The organism is Winogradskyella sp. (genome assembly GCF_028289625.1).
In the GTDB taxonomy this organism is placed as follows: Bacteria; Bacteroidota; Bacteroidia; order Flavobacteriales; family Flavobacteriaceae; genus Winogradskyella.
This window is the reverse complement of sequence record NZ_JANQOM010000073.1, coordinates 1-17,231: the sequence shown is the minus strand read 5'-3', so window position 1 is coordinate 17,231 and position 17,231 is coordinate 1. Positions and strand designations below refer to the sequence as shown.

Genomic DNA, 17,231 nt, shown 5'->3' with positions numbered 1-17,231 from the left:
CTTTGGTGTTCAGGATTATAATCTTATGGTTCAGGAAGCCATCAACCGTATACAAACTTTTGAGAATGTTGAACGTGTTACAGATTTAGCTAGAACTATTGGGTATACATCTGTAGGCCATGATATCATTTTTGGACTGCCATTTCAGACGGAATCCGATGTTATTGAAACCATCAAAAAGACAGAAGCTTTGATGCCAGATCGTATTGCCTTTTATAGTTATGCGCATGTACCATGGATAAAAGGGAATGGACAACGCGGTTTTAAGGATACCGATTTGCCTAGTGCAACATCTAAACGACAACAATATGAAACTGGCAAATACTTGTTAGAGAAGGTGGGTTACGTAGAAATAGGCATGGATCATTTTGCATTAAAAACCGATACGCTTTATAAAGCCATGCTAAATGAAACCTTGCATCGCAATTTTATGGGCTATACGGCATCAAAAACACAAGCCATGATTGGTTTGGGAGTATCATCAATTAGTGACAGCTGGTATGGGTTCGCACAAAATGTAAAATCCATAGAGGAGTATTATCACCTTGTTGAGGAGAATATTATCCCAGTTTATAGAGGTCATATCCTCAATGACGAGGACCTTAAGATTAGACGACATATTCTTAATTTAATGTGTCATTTTAAGACCTCATGGGTAGAACCCGAAATGACCTTTGCTGAATTGCCGGAAGTTCTTATAAAACTGAAAGAACTAGAACTCGACGGTTTAATTGCCTTTGAAAGAAAGCAGATGACCGTAACTGAAAAAGGGAGACCTTTTATAAGAAATATTTGCATGGCATTTGATTTGCTATTGCAACGCAAAAAGCCAGATACCCAATTATTCTCAATGACCATATAAAACGAATATCATGAAAAAAATTATAGTACCCATAGATTTTTCGGAGCATTCAGAATTTGCTCTAGAGGCTGCTGCGAATTTGGCCCAAAAATATGGTTCGGAACTTATCATATTGCATATGTTGGAATTGTCTAATGCGATACTCATAGCAGATGAAAATTCAATTAATGAAGAAGCTGTCTTCTATCTGAAACTTGCAGAACAGAAATTTGAAGCTTTTTTAGATAAACCTTACTTGGATGGCATTAAGATTACTCCAATTGTGAAGCATTTTAAAGTTTGGAGCGAGGTTAATGAGGTCGCCAATAAATATGACGCCAATCTTATTGTTATGGGCTCTCATGGGGTCAGCGGCGTAAAAGAAGTATTGGTAGGCTCTAATACAGAGAAAGTGGTACGTCATGCCGATGTTCCGGTGTTAGTGATTAAGCACAACCCAATTCTGTTGGATTTTGAGAATGGTGTCTTTGCTAGTGATTTTTCAGAAGAAGCCATCACACCTTATCTCAATGCCAGAATTACCTTCAAGAAGCTTGGAGCTAAAATGTATTTGGTATACGTAAATGCGCCAGATGGTAACTTTAAAAGTTCTACCGAAATTGATAAACGCGTCTCGTTGTTCTTGAAAAAAGCCGATGGCGATTTAGACAATCTTGATAACGTACACGTAGTTTCGGATTATTCTATTGAGAAAGGTATTTTGAATTTTGCTAATAATATTGGTGCCGATTTAATTGCTGTAGCCACACATGGTAGAAAAGGCTTGGCGCATTTCTTTGAAGGTAGCATCTCTGAAGACATTGCGAATCATTCCACATTACCTGTTATGACTTTTAAAATATAGTTCTTGATGTTTATTAGTTTGTGTTATTTAATATCAAGTTAAAACGCCAGGGATTGATTTCCTTGGCGTTTTTTATTTAAAAAGAATAGTGTTTGATTACAATTTTAAAAACGGAACCCGATTCTTAAATGTAAATTTAACGCTAGTCCACTTTCTTCAGGGAGGATTACATTATCTTCTTCAAAATAATGAACATATCCGATTCCTATCCCAGTCTCGTAGGTAAAATGTTTGCCAACATTGCGTCGTATTCCCCATGTCGGGATTATTGAAATATCACTAATAAAAGTTACATTATCATCAAGAGAACCAATGACAACGTCTGGATGATAGGTAGTCTTTATGGAAATAAAGTTTCCGCTGTTTCCATCTATTCGTCTGTTCTTCGACACTCTTTTATTAAGGTTGTAATACCATCGCGGCTCTAGGGTTATAGCGGGAACTAGGATAAAACCTCTGCTTCCCACAAAATTATTGCTATAAATAGCAGCATCTAGTCCCAATTCGCTTCTTAGGGCAATGGTATTAGATAATTTAGATTCATTATGAGCCCAAACACCTAGAAAGCCAGTTTGTATACCAAATGTAGATTTTTCGACACTAGCCTGCTGTGCAGTTGACTTAAGGGTTGCGATAAATAAAATAAGAACTAGAACGGTTTTTTTCATGATTGATTTTGGATTATGTAGTGTTTTTATGAAACAAATTCTGTACCAAATAAAATAAAAAGGGGATTCATTCATATATTAATGACAATCAATAGCACTTGAAGCCGCTTCTATAATCGGAGCAGGTGAGAGGTAGGGAATGCCCAAGCCCAAACCTCTTAGGATAAACAAAGCACCAATAATAACTACAAATACTGGAATCGCCTTTTGTATACGTTGTTTAATGGTTTGGTTTAGGAATTTGCCTAAATATATAGCAGAAGTCATTAACGGAATGGTCCCTAAACCAAATAATACCATGTAAAAACTGCCTTGCAACAGACTACCTGTAGCAACAGCTCCAAAAACGGCCATGTAGACCAAACCACATGGTAAAAACCCATTGAGGAAACCAATAGTGATGAAGGTATCTGCTGTTTTTTTCTTAAGCGCTTGACCGAGGTTAGATTTTATTTTAGAAATGATTTTATTCAGAGGCTTAGATAAATTGTATTTGGCAAAGGTCTTGTAAGGAATCAACACCAAAACAATCATTATTAGACCAATGGCAATAGACAATTGTTGTTGTATGCCAAAGATATATAGGCTTTTGCCTACTAAGCCAAAAACCAGACCTATCAAGCTATAGGCTAATAATCTGCCGATATGGTAAATGCTTATTTGACTTACTTTTTTAAATGAATTGGAACGATCCACAGGTAACATAAAGGCTATGGGTCCACACATACCAACACAGTGTAAACTTCCCAATAAGCCTAATATGAATGCCGAATACAGCATTTAGTAATTGATTTCTTCTTTAAATAGATACGCATTGTTATTGTAAGTCCAATCTATCTTAATGTTCCAGCGACCACCTAGTAAACGATTGTCAGGTATGAGCAAATTGTGGTTAGATAATGAAATAAGAGTTTCAAAATCTAGTTGTTTATTAGATGGTCTATATAGGAACACTATACCTTTAATGTCTTTAATATTTAAATCTTCAGGGAAGGTAATAAGAATACCTTCTTGGGTTTTTTGCCAAGATATATTGGTCTTTAATGCTTTGGAGTTTTCTTCTTTATCTATTTCGGTCTGAAACTTTAATTCTTGCTGATAATAATCTTCTACCACCAAGTCGTGATCATACTCGTCATTGGCCGCCATATTTACCACAAAGTACATGATAAAACCTATGAAGCCTATAAATGCTATAACGATTGCTGTTCCCCAATTTATTTTCATGACGTCTTAATTATAATTTCTCGGTCCTAGAAAACCTACAGTAGTGGTTTCGATTAATTGATCATTACTATAGATGTCTATTCTCAGTTTATTGTTATCTCCCGATAGGTCGCTTCTTTTCAATTCTATGAATAAAGTGCCTTCTGCAAACTCTTGGGCTTTAACCATAAATTCATCGGATGCAGAAACTAATTTTATCTCACCATCCATACCTCTTAATTTGAAGTTTACATTTTCAATATCATTTGAGGTTTTGTTTACCAATTTATAGGTATAAACATTGCTGATAATATTTTCGCCTTTTTGTTCGTAAGATTGACCAGGCAATCTCAGAATACGTGCTTCGATATCATTCCTTAAGGTTAACATTCCCGCCAAGACACCAATTAAAATAACCAACACGGCAATATAGCCTTTCATACGTGCTGTAAGCTTAAAAGGTGCTTTCTTTTCTATATTTTCCTCACTGGCATAACGGATTAAACCTTTTGGGAGGTTGATTTTTTCCATTATCGTGTCGCACTCATCAATACATGCCGTACAATTCACACATTCCAATTGCGTGCCATTTCTAATATCGATACCAGTAGGACATACATGTACACACTGAAAACAATCAATACAATCACCATGACCTAAGGCTACTCTATCTTCATTTTTCCTAAATTTCTTTCTACCGTTTACACCTTCTCCACGTTTGTGATCATAAGCAACAACAATAGATTTATTATCTAAGAGTACACCTTGTAAGCGACCGTAAGGACAAGCGATAATGCAAACTTGCTCTCTAAACCATGCAAAAACAAAATAAAAGACTCCTGTGAAAATGATAAGAGGAATCAGCGTGCCTAGATGTGCTGATGGACCTTCTATAACATAATTCATGAGCTTATCTCCACCAATGAGGTAAGCAAGAAAGATATTTGCAATTAAAAAGGACACCACCAAAAATATAAACCACTTTAAAAGCCGTTTCCTAATTTTTTCGGCATTCCATTTTTGCCGATCCAAACGCATTTGCTTGTTGCGATCTCCATCGATCCAATATTCAATACGTCTAAAGACCATTTCCATAAAAATGGTCTGAGGACAAATCCAACCGCAAAATATTCTTCCGAACCCTACCGTGAATAGTGTGATAAAGACCACACCTATAATCATGGAAATAACAAAAAGATGGAAATCTTGTGGCCAAAACGGAAAACCAAAGATGTTAAAACGTCTGTCTAAGACATTAAACATCAAAAATTGGTTACCATTAATTTTTACAAATGGTGCTGCAAATAAGAACGCTAATAAAAAGTAGCTTACTATTTTTCGCTTATCGTAATACCAGCCAGAAGGTTTTTTAGGGTATATCCAGTTGCGCTTCCCTTCTTCGTTGATGGTGCCAATGGAATCTCTAAAAACTTCGTTTGCTGGCGTTTCCATTTTTATAAGTTTTGGGACATTTCTTCCTTTTATTCGTCTGTTTCTGCTTCTGCTGTTTCTTCAACTGCAGCCTCAGTAGTTTCTGTAGCTTCAGAATCGTCTTCCGAACTATTGCTATCCGCTTCACTGGCAGTTTCATCTACCCATATATCACCTTCAGCAGGTTTAGGTTCAGCAGGAGTAGTCCCTTGAAACTCTAAAACATAACTTGCAACTTGTGCCATTTCAAGAGGTGATAGCCCTTCTTTTTTCCAAGATACCATACCTTTACCATCACGACCACCTTCAGAAATTGTGCGGAATACATTTTTTATGCCACCACCTAAAATCCAGTATTCATCAGTTAGGTTAGGACCAATTCCGCCACCACCATCGGCTTTATGGCAAACCACACACTTACCTTCGAATATGGCCTTTCCGGCGTTTAAATCAGAAGCTTCGGTAAGTACTTCAACGGTGTTGACATCAACTAAATTCTTTGCAGTTCTCTTATATTCTTCGATAGCACGCTGTGCTTCCGCATATTCAATCTCATATTCTGCAAATTGGTCATCGGCATTAAAAATATGATAGCGCGCCATATAAACCACTCCGAAGATAATCGTTGCATAAAAGCCATAGAGCCACCAAGGAGGAAGACTATTGTCTAGCTCTTTAATGCCGTCATAATTATGATCTAAAATAATCTCACCTTCTTCTTCCATCGGTCTAGAACCTAGAAGTTTTTTGTAGATGTTTTTTATCCAAAGTACAAGTTTTGAAGGTGCTGCTTTTTGAGCATCGTATCTTGCCTTGGCTTCTTCATCTAAACTTTGGTAGAGGATATTGTCCATAGAGCCTACGATGCCTTCTATAGCTAATAATATGAGTAATACTAATAGTAAGAATAGCATTATAATAGGTTGCTCCATAAACGCTGGTTGATCACCAGAATCAATAAAGTACTCTACGAGGCCAACAATAGCAAAAAATACCACTGGGACTCTTATGTATGATGGAATTAAATGTCTCATGATGTTGTGTTGTTGTTATGGTCTAATGGTAAATTACTAACAGTCGTGATATATTCTTTTTTGGCTGTAATGACCCAATAAAATAAGGCTACAAAAAAGATAAAGAATATTAAGAGTGATATTATCGGATATATCTCAATATCCGTAATACTTTCCATATGATTTTTTACAAATTTCAGCATAATCTTATTGGTTTTGAGCGGTTTCGTTAGCGATGTCTTTTACTTTTATGTCCGTACCTAAACGTTGTAGGTAGGCGATAAGTGCAATAATTTCTCTGTCTTTCATTTCTACATAATCTTCTCCATTGGCAAGAGCTTCTTTCTTACCGCTTTCAAAAGATGCGGATAAATCAGGATCTTCTATTAAGCTGTTAACAATGGTTTCAGATTGTGCATCCATCAGTTCCTGCGCATTGGCAATCTCTTCTTCAGTATAAGGAACACCTAGAGAAACCATAGCTTCCATTTTCTTTTCGGTCATAGACTTATCCAATTCATTTCTAATTAGCCATTGGTAAGCTGGCATTATAGAACCTGGCGACATTTCTTGTGGATCGTACATATGTTTGAAGTGCCATGAATCTAGATATTTTCCTCCAACACGATGTAAGTCTGGACCAGTTCGCTTACTTCCCCAAAGGAATGGATGGTCATAAACAAACTCTCCAGCTTTAGAGTACTCGCCATAACGCTCTACCTCACTTCTAAATGGTCGTATCATTTGTGAATGACAGCCCACACAGCCTTCTCTTATGTACAGATCACGACCTTCTAATTCTAAAGGTGTGTATGGTTTTACACTACTAATCGTTGGGATATTGGATTTTACAACAATCGTTGGAATGATTTGAACTATACCACCAATTAATATGGCCACGGTAGCATAAATCGTTAATAATACAGGTTTACGCTCTAACCAAGTGTGCCAACCCTCACCAGCAACTCTGCGTTTTGATACACGTTGTAATGCAGGTGCTTCAGCTAATTCATCAGTGACTTTAGAGTTTGATCTCACAACGGTCATAATGACGTTATAAACCAAGATGAGCATACCTATAAGGTATAATGTACCACCAATAGCACGCATCCAATACATTGGGATGATTTCAGTTACGGTTTCTAAGAAGTTACCATAAACTAAGTTGCCTTCTGGTCTAAATTGCTTCCACATACTAGCTTGTGTAAAACCAGCGACATACATTGGTAAAGCATAAAGAATAATACCAAGTGTGCCTATCCAAAAATGTACATTTGCTAATCCTATAGAATGAAGTTTGGTCTTAAACAGTTTAGGAATTAAGAAATAAATCATACCAAAGGTTAGGAAACCGTTCCATGCTAAGGCTCCAACATGTACGTGGGCGATAATCCAATCGGTAAAGTGGGCAATAGCGTTAACATTTTTAAGCGAAAGCATAGGACCTTCAAAAGTAGCCATACCATAACCTGTAATGGCTACAACCATGAACTTTAGAACAGGATCTGTACGAACTTTGTCCCAAGCTCCACGTAAGGTTAATAAACCGTTTATCATACCTCCCCAAGATGGTGCTATCAACATTACAGAGAACGCAACACCTAAATGCTGTGCCCATTCGGGTAAGGCTGTATATAGCAGGTGGTGAGGTCCTGCCCAGATATATATAAAGATTAAGGACCAGAAGTGCACAATAGATAATCGGTATGAATATACAGGTCTATTAGCCGCTTTAGGTACAAAATAGTACATTAAGCCTAAGAACGGTGTGGTTAAGAAGAATGCAACGGCATTATGACCATACCACCATTGTACTAAGGCGTCTTGAACACCAGCATAAACCGAATAACTCTTAAGGCCACTAACAGGTAATTCTAAGCTATTAAAAATATGAAGTACTGCAACAGTTACGAAGGTGGCGATATAAAACCAAATGGCAACATATAGGTGGCGTTGGCGACGTTTTAAAATGGTTCCGATCATATTTATACCGAAAACCACCCAAACCAAAGCAATGGCAATATCAAACGGCCACTCTAGCTCGGCATATTCCTTGGATGTGGTAATGCCTAAAGGTAAGGTAATTGCCGCTCCGACAATGATTAATTGCCAACCCCAAAAGTTGATGTTACTCAGTAAATCACTAAACATCCTTGCTTTAAGTAAACGTTGCAGAGAGTAATAAACACCCGCAAAGAGGGCATTACCCACAAATGCAAAAATGATAGCGTTTGTATGCAATGGTCTTAATCGGCCAAAACTCAGCCACGACACACCATCGGTCATGTTTGGGAATAAAAACATGAAGGCCAGGATAAGTCCAACTAGCATCCCGACCACACCGAAAACTATGGTAGCGTAGAGAAATTTTTTAACGATTTTATTATCGTAATAGAATTGTTGCATTTCCATATTGAAAGATTTAGTCAGTTTTTGTATGTATTGATTCTTTAGAATGTTGTTCTTTTACGAGTTCGTCTTCAAATAACATACGTACCGATGGCGTATAGCTATCATCGTATTGACCAGATTTTACAGCCAATAAAAAAACGATAAAGAAAGCTATGCCAACAATGACGCTTACCGTTAAGACAATATATATAACACTCATACCTATTTGAAGTTGTGATCCAAATTTACTGTTGAAGCTTTTTTTAAAACATGACTTTTATCATGTCGATTTTTTTTATTTTAATTTTCGTCCTAAAATATTGGTGCAAATAGTCGTAAAAACCACAATACTTATAGAACTTAATGGCATTAATATAGCTGCTACAACAGGTGCTAATTGACCTGTAACAGCAAAATACAAACCGATGACATTATAAATAAATGAGAGTACGAAGCTCCACTTTATAATTTTAATTGCGGATTTTGATGCCTTTATAAATGGATATAAATCCTTGAATTTCGTAGCATCTAATATGGCATCACAAGCAGGTGAAAATACATTTACATCCTCAGAGATAGAAATACCAACATCGCTTTGGGCTAATGCACCAGCATCATTAAGACCATCACCTACCATTAAGACTTTTGCGCCTTCAGATTGATGGTATTTAATAAACTCTAATTTATCTTCGGGTTTTTGATTAAAAATCAATTTGGTTTTAGCCGGCAATAGTTTTTTTAAGTTTTCGCGTTCTCCTTCATTATCTCCAGACAGAATTACTAAATCGAAATGCTTTTTTAGTTGATTAAAAAGCTTGGCAACACCTTTTCTATAACTATTGTAAAAAGTGAACTTTCCTTTATAGGTATTATTGCTGCTAATATGTACTGTAGTATTTAAAGTTGGGGATATCCCAGGGTTACCAACAAAACTCGCAGATCCAATCTTTAGACTTATATCATCATGCTTTGCTTCGATGCCTTTGCCTACATGTTCTTCAAACTGGTCGAGCGTTATGATATTATGCTCATCCAGAATATTGTATAAGGTTCTACTCAAAGGATGGTTAGAACCTCGTAAGGAATTCTTCAGTACTAGACTTTCAGATTCCGATAGATTTTCACCATCATATTTGGCATTACTTCTTTTATTAGATGTTATGGTACCTGTTTTGTCAAAAATTATGGTGTTAATCTGTGCCAATTGTTCTATAACACTTGCATTTTTAATATAGAATTTCAGCTTGCCAAAAATGCGTAACAGGTTTCCAAAAGTAAATGGCGCAGAGAGGGCAATAGCACATGGACAAGCAATAATCAATACAGCCGTAAAGACATTCATGGCTTTACTCGCATCTGTAAATAACCAAAAGGTTGTTGCAATAATAGCAATAGTGAGAATCGCTATTGTAAAATGTTTGCTAATGGCATTGGTAATATTTGTAAAGCCATCTTCTTTATTTTTATTGAACACATCGTTACTCCATAGTTGTGTAAGATAACTCTGCTCAACAGATTTAATGGCTTCCAGTTCTATGACACCAGCAGTTTGTTTACCTCCTGCAAAAAGTTTATCTCCAGATTGTTTAGAGACGGTTTGGGATTCACCAGTCACAAAACTATAGTCTATTTTTGCCCTTCCATTGATTAATATACCATCTACAGGAATTAACTCTTCATTCCTAATTAACAGACGGTCCCCTTTTTTAATATCATAGACTTGAATGGCATTTTCGTCACCATCCCTGTCAATTTTGGTTATGGCAATCGGGAAGTACGATTTGTAGTCGCGTTCAAAAGAAAGGAAGTTATAGGTTTTTTGTTGGAAAAATTTCCCTACCAAAAGAAAGAAAACAAGACCAGCTAAACTATCGAAAAAACCTGAACCTATATCGAATGCGATTTCTATTGTGCTTCTAATAAAAAGTACTGAAACGCCCAGAGCAATGGGCACATCAATATTCAAGAGTTTTGCTTTTAGGCCTTTGTATGCAGAGATAAAATAATCTTGGGCGGAATAAAATACAACTGGAACAGCTAAAGCAAACATGAGCCAACGAAAAAAATGCTTGTATTTCTCCAACCAGAATTCGTTAATTTCGAAATACTCAGGGAAAGATAAGAACATGATATTTCCAAAGGCAAAACCCGCGACCCCAAGTTTGTAAATGAGTGTTCTGTTAATGTGTTTTTTGCCAGATTCAAAATCGTCTAAACTGATATAAGGCTCATAGCCTATGGAGCTGAGTAATATAACAACTGATTTTAAATCGGTTGTTTCAGAATTATAAGTGACTCTTACTGTTTTCTTACCAAAATTAACTTGAGAGTCTGAAATATTTGGGTTAAGCTTGTTGAGGTTTTCAAGGATCCAGATACAAGAACTACAATGAATATGTGGTATATAAAGTGTTGTGATTTCAACGCTATCACCTCTAAACTCTGTGAGTTTTTCAATAATATTCTCCTGAGATAGAAAATCATATTTGCCCTCTACCTCTTTTGGGATAGCACCAGGCGCATTCTGCAAATCATAATAACAAGTTAAATCATTATCGCTGAATATTTCGAACACGGTCTTACAACCATTACAGCAAAATGATTTTTCTTGAAATACAACTGGGTGATTGCCACAGTCGTCACCACAATGAAAACAGGCCTTGTTTTCCATGATATAATTTGCTCATTAATACCCAATTACAAAAGTGATATATCCTTAACATATAAAAGATGATAATTATCAGCTTTTTTCATACCTTTATAGAACTAATGAAATCGGTATGAGTAAATGTGAATCATGCATTGTTAGGGAGTTTAATTCATTAAAATCCTTAACAAGAGATGAACTCGTTAGGGTCTCGGCATGTAAAACAGGAAAATTCTTCAAAAAAGGTCAGGTAATTTTTGAAGAAGGAGAGACACTCAATGGCGTTTATTGCGTTAAATCGGGTGTCTGTAAATTAACAAAACTAAGTGAAAACGGGAAAGATCAGGTTGTAAAACTTGTCGTTAAAGGCGGTTTGTTGGGCAAGCGTTCTTTAGTAACGGAACAGAAAACCAATCTCAGTGCTGTGGCATTAAACGATATGGAAATGTGTTTTATTCCTAAGAGTGAAATTATGGATGATTTATCTAAAAATCCCAAATTCACTATGGACGTTTTAAGGGAAATGGCGCACGACTTAAAGGAATCTGATGAGTCTTTAGTTAACATGGCCCAAAAATCTGTAAAGCGGCGAATGGCTGAAATTTTGATGTATATCCATGACAACTTTGGTACGGATGATGAAGATTATTTGAGCATAGTTATATCTCGTGAGGATTATGCAAGTATTGTAGGTACAGCGACGGAGTCGGCTATAAGGATTTTGTCCCAGTTTAAAAAAGAGGGTTTAATTTCCACAAAAGGAAAACAGATAAGACTAGAGGACTACGGCAGTCTGAAATGGATGGAGTAAATCTGTTCTTAATTTGCTTTAATGTCCTACAAAAAGTACCAAACTAAGTATTCTAATCAATTCCCAGCGATAGAGGATTTGGCGAAAGAAGCAAAGAAGCGTATGCCACATGTTTCTTGGGAGTATTTGGAGTCCGGGACGGGTGACGAAGCCCTATTAGAACGCAACAGATTAGCTTTTCAAAACATTCAATTCACACCACGGTTTTGTAATGGACACTTAGAAGCTGCTATCAATACTGTACTTTTTGATAAGCACTACCCTTGTCCTATTGGTATAGCTCCAGTAGGATTAACGGGTCTTATTTGGCCTGAAGCTGAACTTGTTCTTGCTAGAGCATCGAACCGATTGCAAATACCATTTTGCCTCAGTACAGTTGCTACTGAAACACCAGAGCGTGTAGGTCCTTTAGTTGGTCAGCAAGGTTGGTTTCAATTATATCCACCTAAGTCTTTAGATCTGGCCTTTGCACTATTGGACAGAGCAAAACAATCAGGATTTCATACGCTAGTGGTAACGGCCGATGTACCAATGGCTAGTCGTCGTGAGCGTACAAAACGTGCTGGAATGCGCATGCCACCAAAACTCACTCCTGGTCTAATTTGGGATGGGATAAAGCATCCTTTTTGGACGTACCATACTTTACGTAGAGGGTTGCCAAGGCTCAGAACGGTTCAAGATTATGCACAACAAACCGATTTTAAATTTGTTAGTGGTTTTGTTGGCAATCGATTGGGTGGTACTCTAGATTGGGATTACTGTAAAGTATTGAAGGCATATTGGGATGGTCCTGTAGTAATAAAAGGCATTCTACATCCAAAAGATGCTGACAAAGCCATTGAGGTTGGTATGGATGGTATCTGGATATCTAATCATGGTGGACGTCAATTTAATGGTGCACCTGCTTCGATAGAGGTTTTATCGGACATTTCGTCTATAGTGGCCAAGCAAGTTCCTATAGTATTTGATAGTGGTGTGCGTACTGGGTTGGACATTATGCGCGCCTTGTATCTAGGTGCAGATTTTGTGATGCTAGGCCGACCGTTCTTATATGGAGTTACAGCATTAGGCAGGTATGGTCCTGACCATGTTATACATATTCTTAGCGATGACTTAAAGAACAATATGGTTCAATTAGGTGTAAGTTCTATAGAAGCGCTAAAGTCTTTATCCTAATTAATTTCAGATAATAAAAAACTGTCTGAAATACATCTTATCAATGCACTCCAGACAGTTTATTTATTTCTCTTCCGTAAAACTATTATTTATTCGGATTCACTTTCAATTTCTTGCGATTCTGTTTCGCCATCCAACGGCTTGTCTTCTTTGAGATACTTATCTAGAAATTTTACAACGCTGCTGTAAGCTTCAATCTGATTTTCTTTCTTAATAAACCCGTGACCTTCATCTTCAAATAACACATATTCTACTGGTACTCCATTTTTTCTTACACCAGCTACAATTTCATCAGATTCCACCTGCAGTACTCTTGGGTCTTGTGCACCTTGCAGTACGATTAAAGGTTTAGTAACCTTATCCGTGTGAAATAATGGCGAAATTCGTTTTAAACGAACAGAATCAGCTGAATAAGGATCACCTAATTCTTTGTAAAGTGCTTCTCTAAACGATTCCCAATACGGTGGAATACTTTTAAGTGTACGCATCCAATTGGTAACTCCAAAGAGATTGACACCGACATCAAATTCCTCAGGTGTATAGGTTAGTGCTGCCATAGTCATATAGCCTCCATAAGAACCGCCAATAATGCCTATTTTATTGCCGTCAATTTGAGGTTGTGTAGCCAACCAGTTCTTGCCTTCAACACAGTCTTGTAAGTCTTTTTCACCATGGTTTTTATCATCCATTTGAAAGAACGTCTTACCATAACCACTACTACCTCTGTTATTTACTGCTAATACTGCATAACCTTGATTCACCATGTATTGAATCAGCGAACTAAAGTTTTGACGTGTTTGACCTCCAGGTCCACCATGTACCCAAACCATTGCAGGTACTTTATTGTCCTCCGATGCTTGATGTGGTAAGTAATAAATAGCAGGTATCTCTACACCATCAAATGACTTGTATCGAATCACTTTTGCGGTGACTAAATCCTTTGGATTAATATCCTCATTTAGCACATTGGTAATTCTGTGCTGAGCTTTAGTTTCGAGATTATAGGTATATAAGTCTGAAGGCGAATTAGATCCACCAACGTACATACGCATCCATTTTTCATCATCACTAAAACTAACACTTGTTATACTCTTGTCTTCGAAATCGGGAAGTTCTAATGGTTTGGAAGTTTTAGTGTTAGTGACTTCGATTGCATTTTTCCCATCTTCATTAACATAGACCACCATGTAAGTGCCTTCAGACGTAAAGCCGCTACCTAAAATATCCCATGATTTTTCGACTACCTTTTTCTTTTCTTTCGTCCCAAAGTCATATGACATTAAATAAGAGAACTCAGCACCATCATCTGTAGTGTAGTAGAATTTGCTGTTGTCCTTTGAGAAATCCTGAGCAGAATTGGAACTTAGATTATCATTTACTTTGATAGTTTCTTTGGTACTTGCATTAAAAATAAACAAGTCACTATCGTTGGTATTTACCGTTTTAGATAAGGCAAAGTAATTCTCATCTTCGGACATGCCTGTAAAATTCATACCATCATTATTTTGATATAGAATTTCAGATGAGTAGTCGTCGATAGACATTTTATAAACATCAAAAAATCTAGGATCTCTCTTATTAGAACCATAGTATAGGTGCTTATCATCCTTAGACCACCCATAAAAATTTGATTTAGCACCTTCGTCTGGTGTAATATCCTTGATGGTGCCATCTAGTTCCCTTACATATAAATGATCAATTTCATCACCATTTCCATCAGCACTAAGTAGCATTCTATCATCTTCTGGGAAATAAGAGTTTGCAAAATAAGAGGTACTGTCTGATTGTGTAATTGCTGTCATTTCACCTCCTGTAGATGGAACCGTATAAACATTATAAATGCCTGTACGATTACTTGAAACTAAAAGCTTACTATTGTCTGAAGAGAAACTTCCTCCTCCTACGGCTTCATTGTCCATAAATTGCTCAATCGTGTAAAGTTGGACTTCACGTTGAGCTAAGTCATTGTCTTTTTTGTCCTCTTTGCAAGAATAGACACATAGAATAATTAATAAGACTAGAATTTTTGATTTCATATGATTGATTTTATCGATTAATCCGTACTGAATATTTTTACTTCCTTAAATGGGTTGATTTGAAGTTGGCTCATTTGGGTTTGATAGTCCTTCCAAGTGGTATTGAAGAAATTATTGGTTTCACCAAAGATTTTATCTAATGCATTTTTAGCATGTTCAATAAGTGTTGTTTCAGTTGAGGTCAAACCAGTTTGACTGTTGTTTACATAACTTCTGGCCAAACCTAAACGTTGCATAGGCGTTACTTCAGGATTTCTGGTTATGCCTTGACGCTTATCTACTTTGCCTATATACTTATTTATAAGACTATCAATAGTTTTTACGGTTTCTTTTGAAAGCTTTATTTGATCTTTAAACCTATCTTTATCAAGTTTAGAGAGCTCTTTTTTATAATCTTCTGCAATAGTTTTACTCTCTACTAATTGCTTTACAGCATCAGCAGCAGTCTGCTGTAGTTTTTCTAGTTGCTTAAGCGTAGCATAAACTTCATTCGTATTCTTTTGGGATACATTAAGTCTTGGGTCGGATTCCACTTTTATGTTGGTCTCGGACTTTAAATCGCCATAATGTAATACAGCTCTGTATGTTCCAGGCTTAACACTGACACCACCAGGTTCTCTATTACGTTTTCTAATAGTACGTGATGGGTAATTCACGCCAGCTTCATTCATATACCATGTCCATTTGTGTAGGCCATTTTCCTTTGGAGCTTTTCGCTTTAGAGTTCTAATCAGACGGTCTCCGTCATATAGTTTTAAGGTTAGTGAATCCCATTTGACTTTTTTATCTTCCTTTTCTTTTTTGGAGGCTGAGGCAGTTGCTGGGTCTGTCGTAGTGCTCGAAGCCTCATCGGTTTTATCATCATCTTTATTGCCGTCCACTTCGAGAGCCTCAGTGTCCGACTGTTCTTTTTTATTAAAAAGATAAGTGAATCTGGCACCACCTCCACGGTTTTCACCATGGTACATAGCATCACCACCAAAACGACTACCTGTTGGTTGTTGGTATGCGGCTTGATATGCCGTTGGAGGATCAAATAACTTAATATTCGATTTCATCACACTATTGTTTTTAGCCATTTCGCGAAGTGGACGGATATCATCCAGTACCCAAGCCGCTCGTCCGAATGTTCCTATGACTAAATCGTCCTCTCTTGGTTGAATCACCAAATCTTTGACGGATGTTGTTGGGAATCCTTCGGTCCATTTTGTCCATTTTTCTCCTGCATTAATAGAGATATACAAACCATCATCAGTACCTAAAAACATAAGGTTAGGTTCAACTACATCTTCAACAATAGACAGTGTGTAACTTTGTACATCACTTCCGTCAACTATACGTTGCCATGTTTTGCCATAATTTTTTGTTCTGTAGGCATAAGGTTCATAATTAAAGCGTCTGTAATCGTTAGCAATTAATAGTGCTTCACCTTTGTTTTTGTGAGATGCTTTTATTTGGGTTATCCAACTACCCTCGGGCAAACCCTTAATGCTTTTGGTGACTTCGGTCCAATTATTTCCACCATCCATAGTGTAATGCACACGACCATCATCTGTACCAGCCCAAAGCATATCTTTTTCTAATGGGGAAGGTTCTATCACCAAAACCGTACAGTGATTCTCAGCACCTGTGGCATCCATAGTTAGACCACCACTTTCGGATTGTTTTTGCTTTTCAGGATCGTTAGTAGATAAGTCAGGAGAAATGACAGTCCATGTTTCTCCTTTATCGGTAGATTTATGTACAAACTGACTTCCAAAGTAAATGGTACTATTATCAAAAGGGTCAATATTTATTGCTGAATTCCAATTGAACCGCAATTTTATATCAGGATCTGGATGCGTTGGTCTAACACCATAGTTATTACCTGTTTGCCAATCGTAGCGACTTACATAACCTTGCTGACTCATAGACCAACCATAACGCGAATCGTCTCGGTCTGGCACGACATCAAAACCATCACCAAAGCTTATTTCTTGCCAATAACTGTTACGTATACCTTGCGAACGCCATACATAAGCAGGCCCTCGCCAAGACCCATTATCTTGCATACCACCGTAAACATTGTAAGGAAATTCATTATCGACTGCAATGTGGTAAAATTGTGCTACAGGGAGATTGCCAATAAATCGCCAGGTTTTCCCTC

At 37.1% G+C, this 17,231-nt stretch carries 14 protein-coding genes and 1 pseudogene; 4 read left to right on the top strand and 11 right to left on the bottom strand.

Going from position 1 to position 17,231, the window contains the following annotated elements; all coding sequences use genetic code 11:
• Both Q0992_RS14580 and Q0992_RS14575 read left to right on the top strand, forming a co-directional pair.
• Window positions 1–862: pseudogene (locus Q0992_RS14580) on the top strand (coproporphyrinogen III oxidase); the annotation flags it as partial.
• Window positions 863–872: 10 nt separating this feature from the next.
• Window positions 873–1,706 (top strand): universal stress protein, encoded by an 834-nt coding sequence (locus tag Q0992_RS14575; RefSeq protein ID WP_299526018.1) that lies wholly within the window; start codon window positions 873–875, stop codon window positions 1,704–1,706.
• 104 nt (window positions 1,707–1,810) lie between these two features.
• Here the strand turns inward: Q0992_RS14575 and Q0992_RS14570 are convergent, their stop codons facing one another.
• The 9 genes from Q0992_RS14570 to Q0992_RS14530 all read right to left on the bottom strand — a co-directional run bounded on the left by Q0992_RS14570 (window position 1,811) and on the right by Q0992_RS14530 (window position 11,086).
• Complete coding sequence (locus Q0992_RS14570) at window positions 1,811–2,374, bottom strand: hypothetical protein (protein ID WP_299526015.1); 564 nt, start codon at window positions 2,372–2,374, stop codon at window positions 1,811–1,813.
• Between the two features lie 78 nt (window positions 2,375–2,452).
• Window positions 2,453–3,154: a sulfite exporter TauE/SafE family protein gene (locus Q0992_RS14565; protein ID WP_299526012.1), complete on the bottom strand. Its 702-nt coding sequence runs from the start codon at window positions 3,152–3,154 to the stop codon at window positions 2,453–2,455.
• Window positions 3,155–3,601 carry a FixH family protein gene (locus tag Q0992_RS14560; protein WP_299526009.1) on the bottom strand — a complete coding sequence of 149 codons (447 nt, stop codon included), beginning with the start codon at window positions 3,599–3,601 and terminating at the stop codon, window positions 3,155–3,157. It abuts the gene before it with no gap.
• Between the two features lie 6 nt (window positions 3,602–3,607).
• Window positions 3,608–5,032, bottom strand: a complete 1,425-nt coding sequence (gene ccoG / locus Q0992_RS14555) for a cytochrome c oxidase accessory protein CcoG (RefSeq protein WP_299526007.1) — start codon at window positions 5,030–5,032, stop codon at window positions 3,608–3,610.
• 29 nt (window positions 5,033–5,061) lie between these two features.
• Window positions 5,062–6,045, bottom strand: a complete 984-nt coding sequence (locus Q0992_RS14550; protein WP_299526004.1) for a cbb3-type cytochrome c oxidase N-terminal domain-containing protein — start codon at window positions 6,043–6,045, stop codon at window positions 5,062–5,064.
• Window positions 6,042–6,227, bottom strand: a complete 186-nt coding sequence (locus tag Q0992_RS14545) for a CcoQ/FixQ family Cbb3-type cytochrome c oxidase assembly chaperone (RefSeq protein ID WP_299526000.1) — start codon at window positions 6,225–6,227, stop codon at window positions 6,042–6,044. Before Q0992_RS14545 ends, Q0992_RS14550 begins: the two co-directional genes overlap by 4 nt.
• Before the next feature lie 4 nt (window positions 6,228–6,231).
• Window positions 6,232–8,436 (bottom strand): cytochrome-c oxidase, cbb3-type subunit I, encoded by a 2,205-nt coding sequence (gene ccoN / locus Q0992_RS14540; protein WP_299525997.1) that lies wholly within the window; start codon window positions 8,434–8,436, stop codon window positions 6,232–6,234.
• A gap of 10 nt (window positions 8,437–8,446) precedes the next feature.
• Window positions 8,447–8,635: a cbb3-type cytochrome oxidase assembly protein CcoS gene (ccoS, locus tag Q0992_RS14535; RefSeq protein ID WP_299525994.1), complete on the bottom strand. Its 189-nt coding sequence runs from the start codon at window positions 8,633–8,635 to the stop codon at window positions 8,447–8,449.
• Window positions 8,636–8,710: 75 nt separating this feature from the next.
• The gene (locus Q0992_RS14530; RefSeq protein WP_299525991.1) at window positions 8,711–11,086 is read right to left on the bottom strand and encodes a heavy metal translocating P-type ATPase metal-binding domain-containing protein; all 2,376 of its coding nucleotides are present in this window, start codon (window positions 11,084–11,086) and stop codon (window positions 8,711–8,713) included.
• Window positions 11,087–11,195: 109 nt separating this feature from the next.
• Here Q0992_RS14530 and Q0992_RS14525 point away from each other — a divergent pair, with 109 nt between their 5' ends.
• Entirely contained in the window at window positions 11,196–11,873 is a 678-nt protein-coding gene (locus Q0992_RS14525; RefSeq protein ID WP_299525988.1) for a Crp/Fnr family transcriptional regulator, read from the top strand.
• Window positions 11,874–11,894: 21 nt separating this feature from the next.
• Complete coding sequence (locus Q0992_RS14520) at window positions 11,895–13,049, top strand: alpha-hydroxy acid oxidase (protein WP_299525985.1); 1,155 nt, start codon at window positions 11,895–11,897, stop codon at window positions 13,047–13,049.
• A gap of 89 nt (window positions 13,050–13,138) precedes the next feature.
• On the opposite strand, the gene Q0992_RS14515 is transcribed toward Q0992_RS14520, so the two are convergent.
• Window positions 13,139–15,085, bottom strand: coding sequence for a prolyl oligopeptidase family serine peptidase (locus Q0992_RS14515; protein WP_299525982.1), 1,947 nt, complete (start codon window positions 15,083–15,085; stop codon window positions 13,139–13,141).
• 17 nt (window positions 15,086–15,102) lie between these two features.
• Window positions 15,103–17,231: WD40/YVTN/BNR-like repeat-containing protein (locus tag Q0992_RS14510; RefSeq protein WP_367277965.1), on the bottom strand; the 2,129-nt coding region annotated here is incomplete at its 5' end.

Excerpts from the sequence above, each read along its gene's own strand:
- Q0992_RS14560 (WP_299526009.1), bottom strand. The coding sequence starts at position 3,601 with ATGAAAATAAATTGGGGAACAGCAATCGTTATAGCATTTATAGGCTTC.
- ccoG (WP_299526007.1), bottom strand. The coding sequence starts at position 5,032 with ATGGAAACGCCAGCAAACGAAGTTTTTAGAGATTCCATTGGCACCATC.
- Q0992_RS14520 (WP_299525985.1), top strand. The coding sequence starts at position 11,895 with ATGTCCTACAAAAAGTACCAAACTAAGTATTCTAATCAATTCCCAGCG.
- Q0992_RS14550 (WP_299526004.1), bottom strand. The coding sequence starts at position 6,045 with ATGAGACATTTAATTCCATCATACATAAGAGTCCCAGTGGTATTTTTT.
- Q0992_RS14570 (WP_299526015.1), bottom strand. The coding sequence starts at position 2,374 with ATGAAAAAAACCGTTCTAGTTCTTATTTTATTTATCGCAACCCTTAAG.
- Q0992_RS14525 (WP_299525988.1), top strand. The coding sequence starts at position 11,196 with ATGAGTAAATGTGAATCATGCATTGTTAGGGAGTTTAATTCATTAAAA.
- Q0992_RS14515 (WP_299525982.1), bottom strand. The coding sequence starts at position 15,085 with ATGAAATCAAAAATTCTAGTCTTATTAATTATTCTATGTGTCTATTCT.
- Q0992_RS14530 (WP_299525991.1), bottom strand. The coding sequence starts at position 11,086 with ATGGAAAACAAGGCCTGTTTTCATTGTGGTGACGACTGTGGCAATCAC.
- ccoN (WP_299525997.1), bottom strand. The coding sequence starts at position 8,436 with ATGGAAATGCAACAATTCTATTACGATAATAAAATCGTTAAAAAATTT.
- ccoS (WP_299525994.1), bottom strand. The coding sequence starts at position 8,635 with ATGAGTGTTATATATATTGTCTTAACGGTAAGCGTCATTGTTGGCATA.
- Q0992_RS14545 (WP_299526000.1), bottom strand. The coding sequence starts at position 6,227 with ATGCTGAAATTTGTAAAAAATCATATGGAAAGTATTACGGATATTGAG.
- Q0992_RS14575 (WP_299526018.1), top strand. The coding sequence starts at position 873 with ATGAAAAAAATTATAGTACCCATAGATTTTTCGGAGCATTCAGAATTT.
- Q0992_RS14565 (WP_299526012.1), bottom strand. The coding sequence starts at position 3,154 with ATGCTGTATTCGGCATTCATATTAGGCTTATTGGGAAGTTTACACTGT.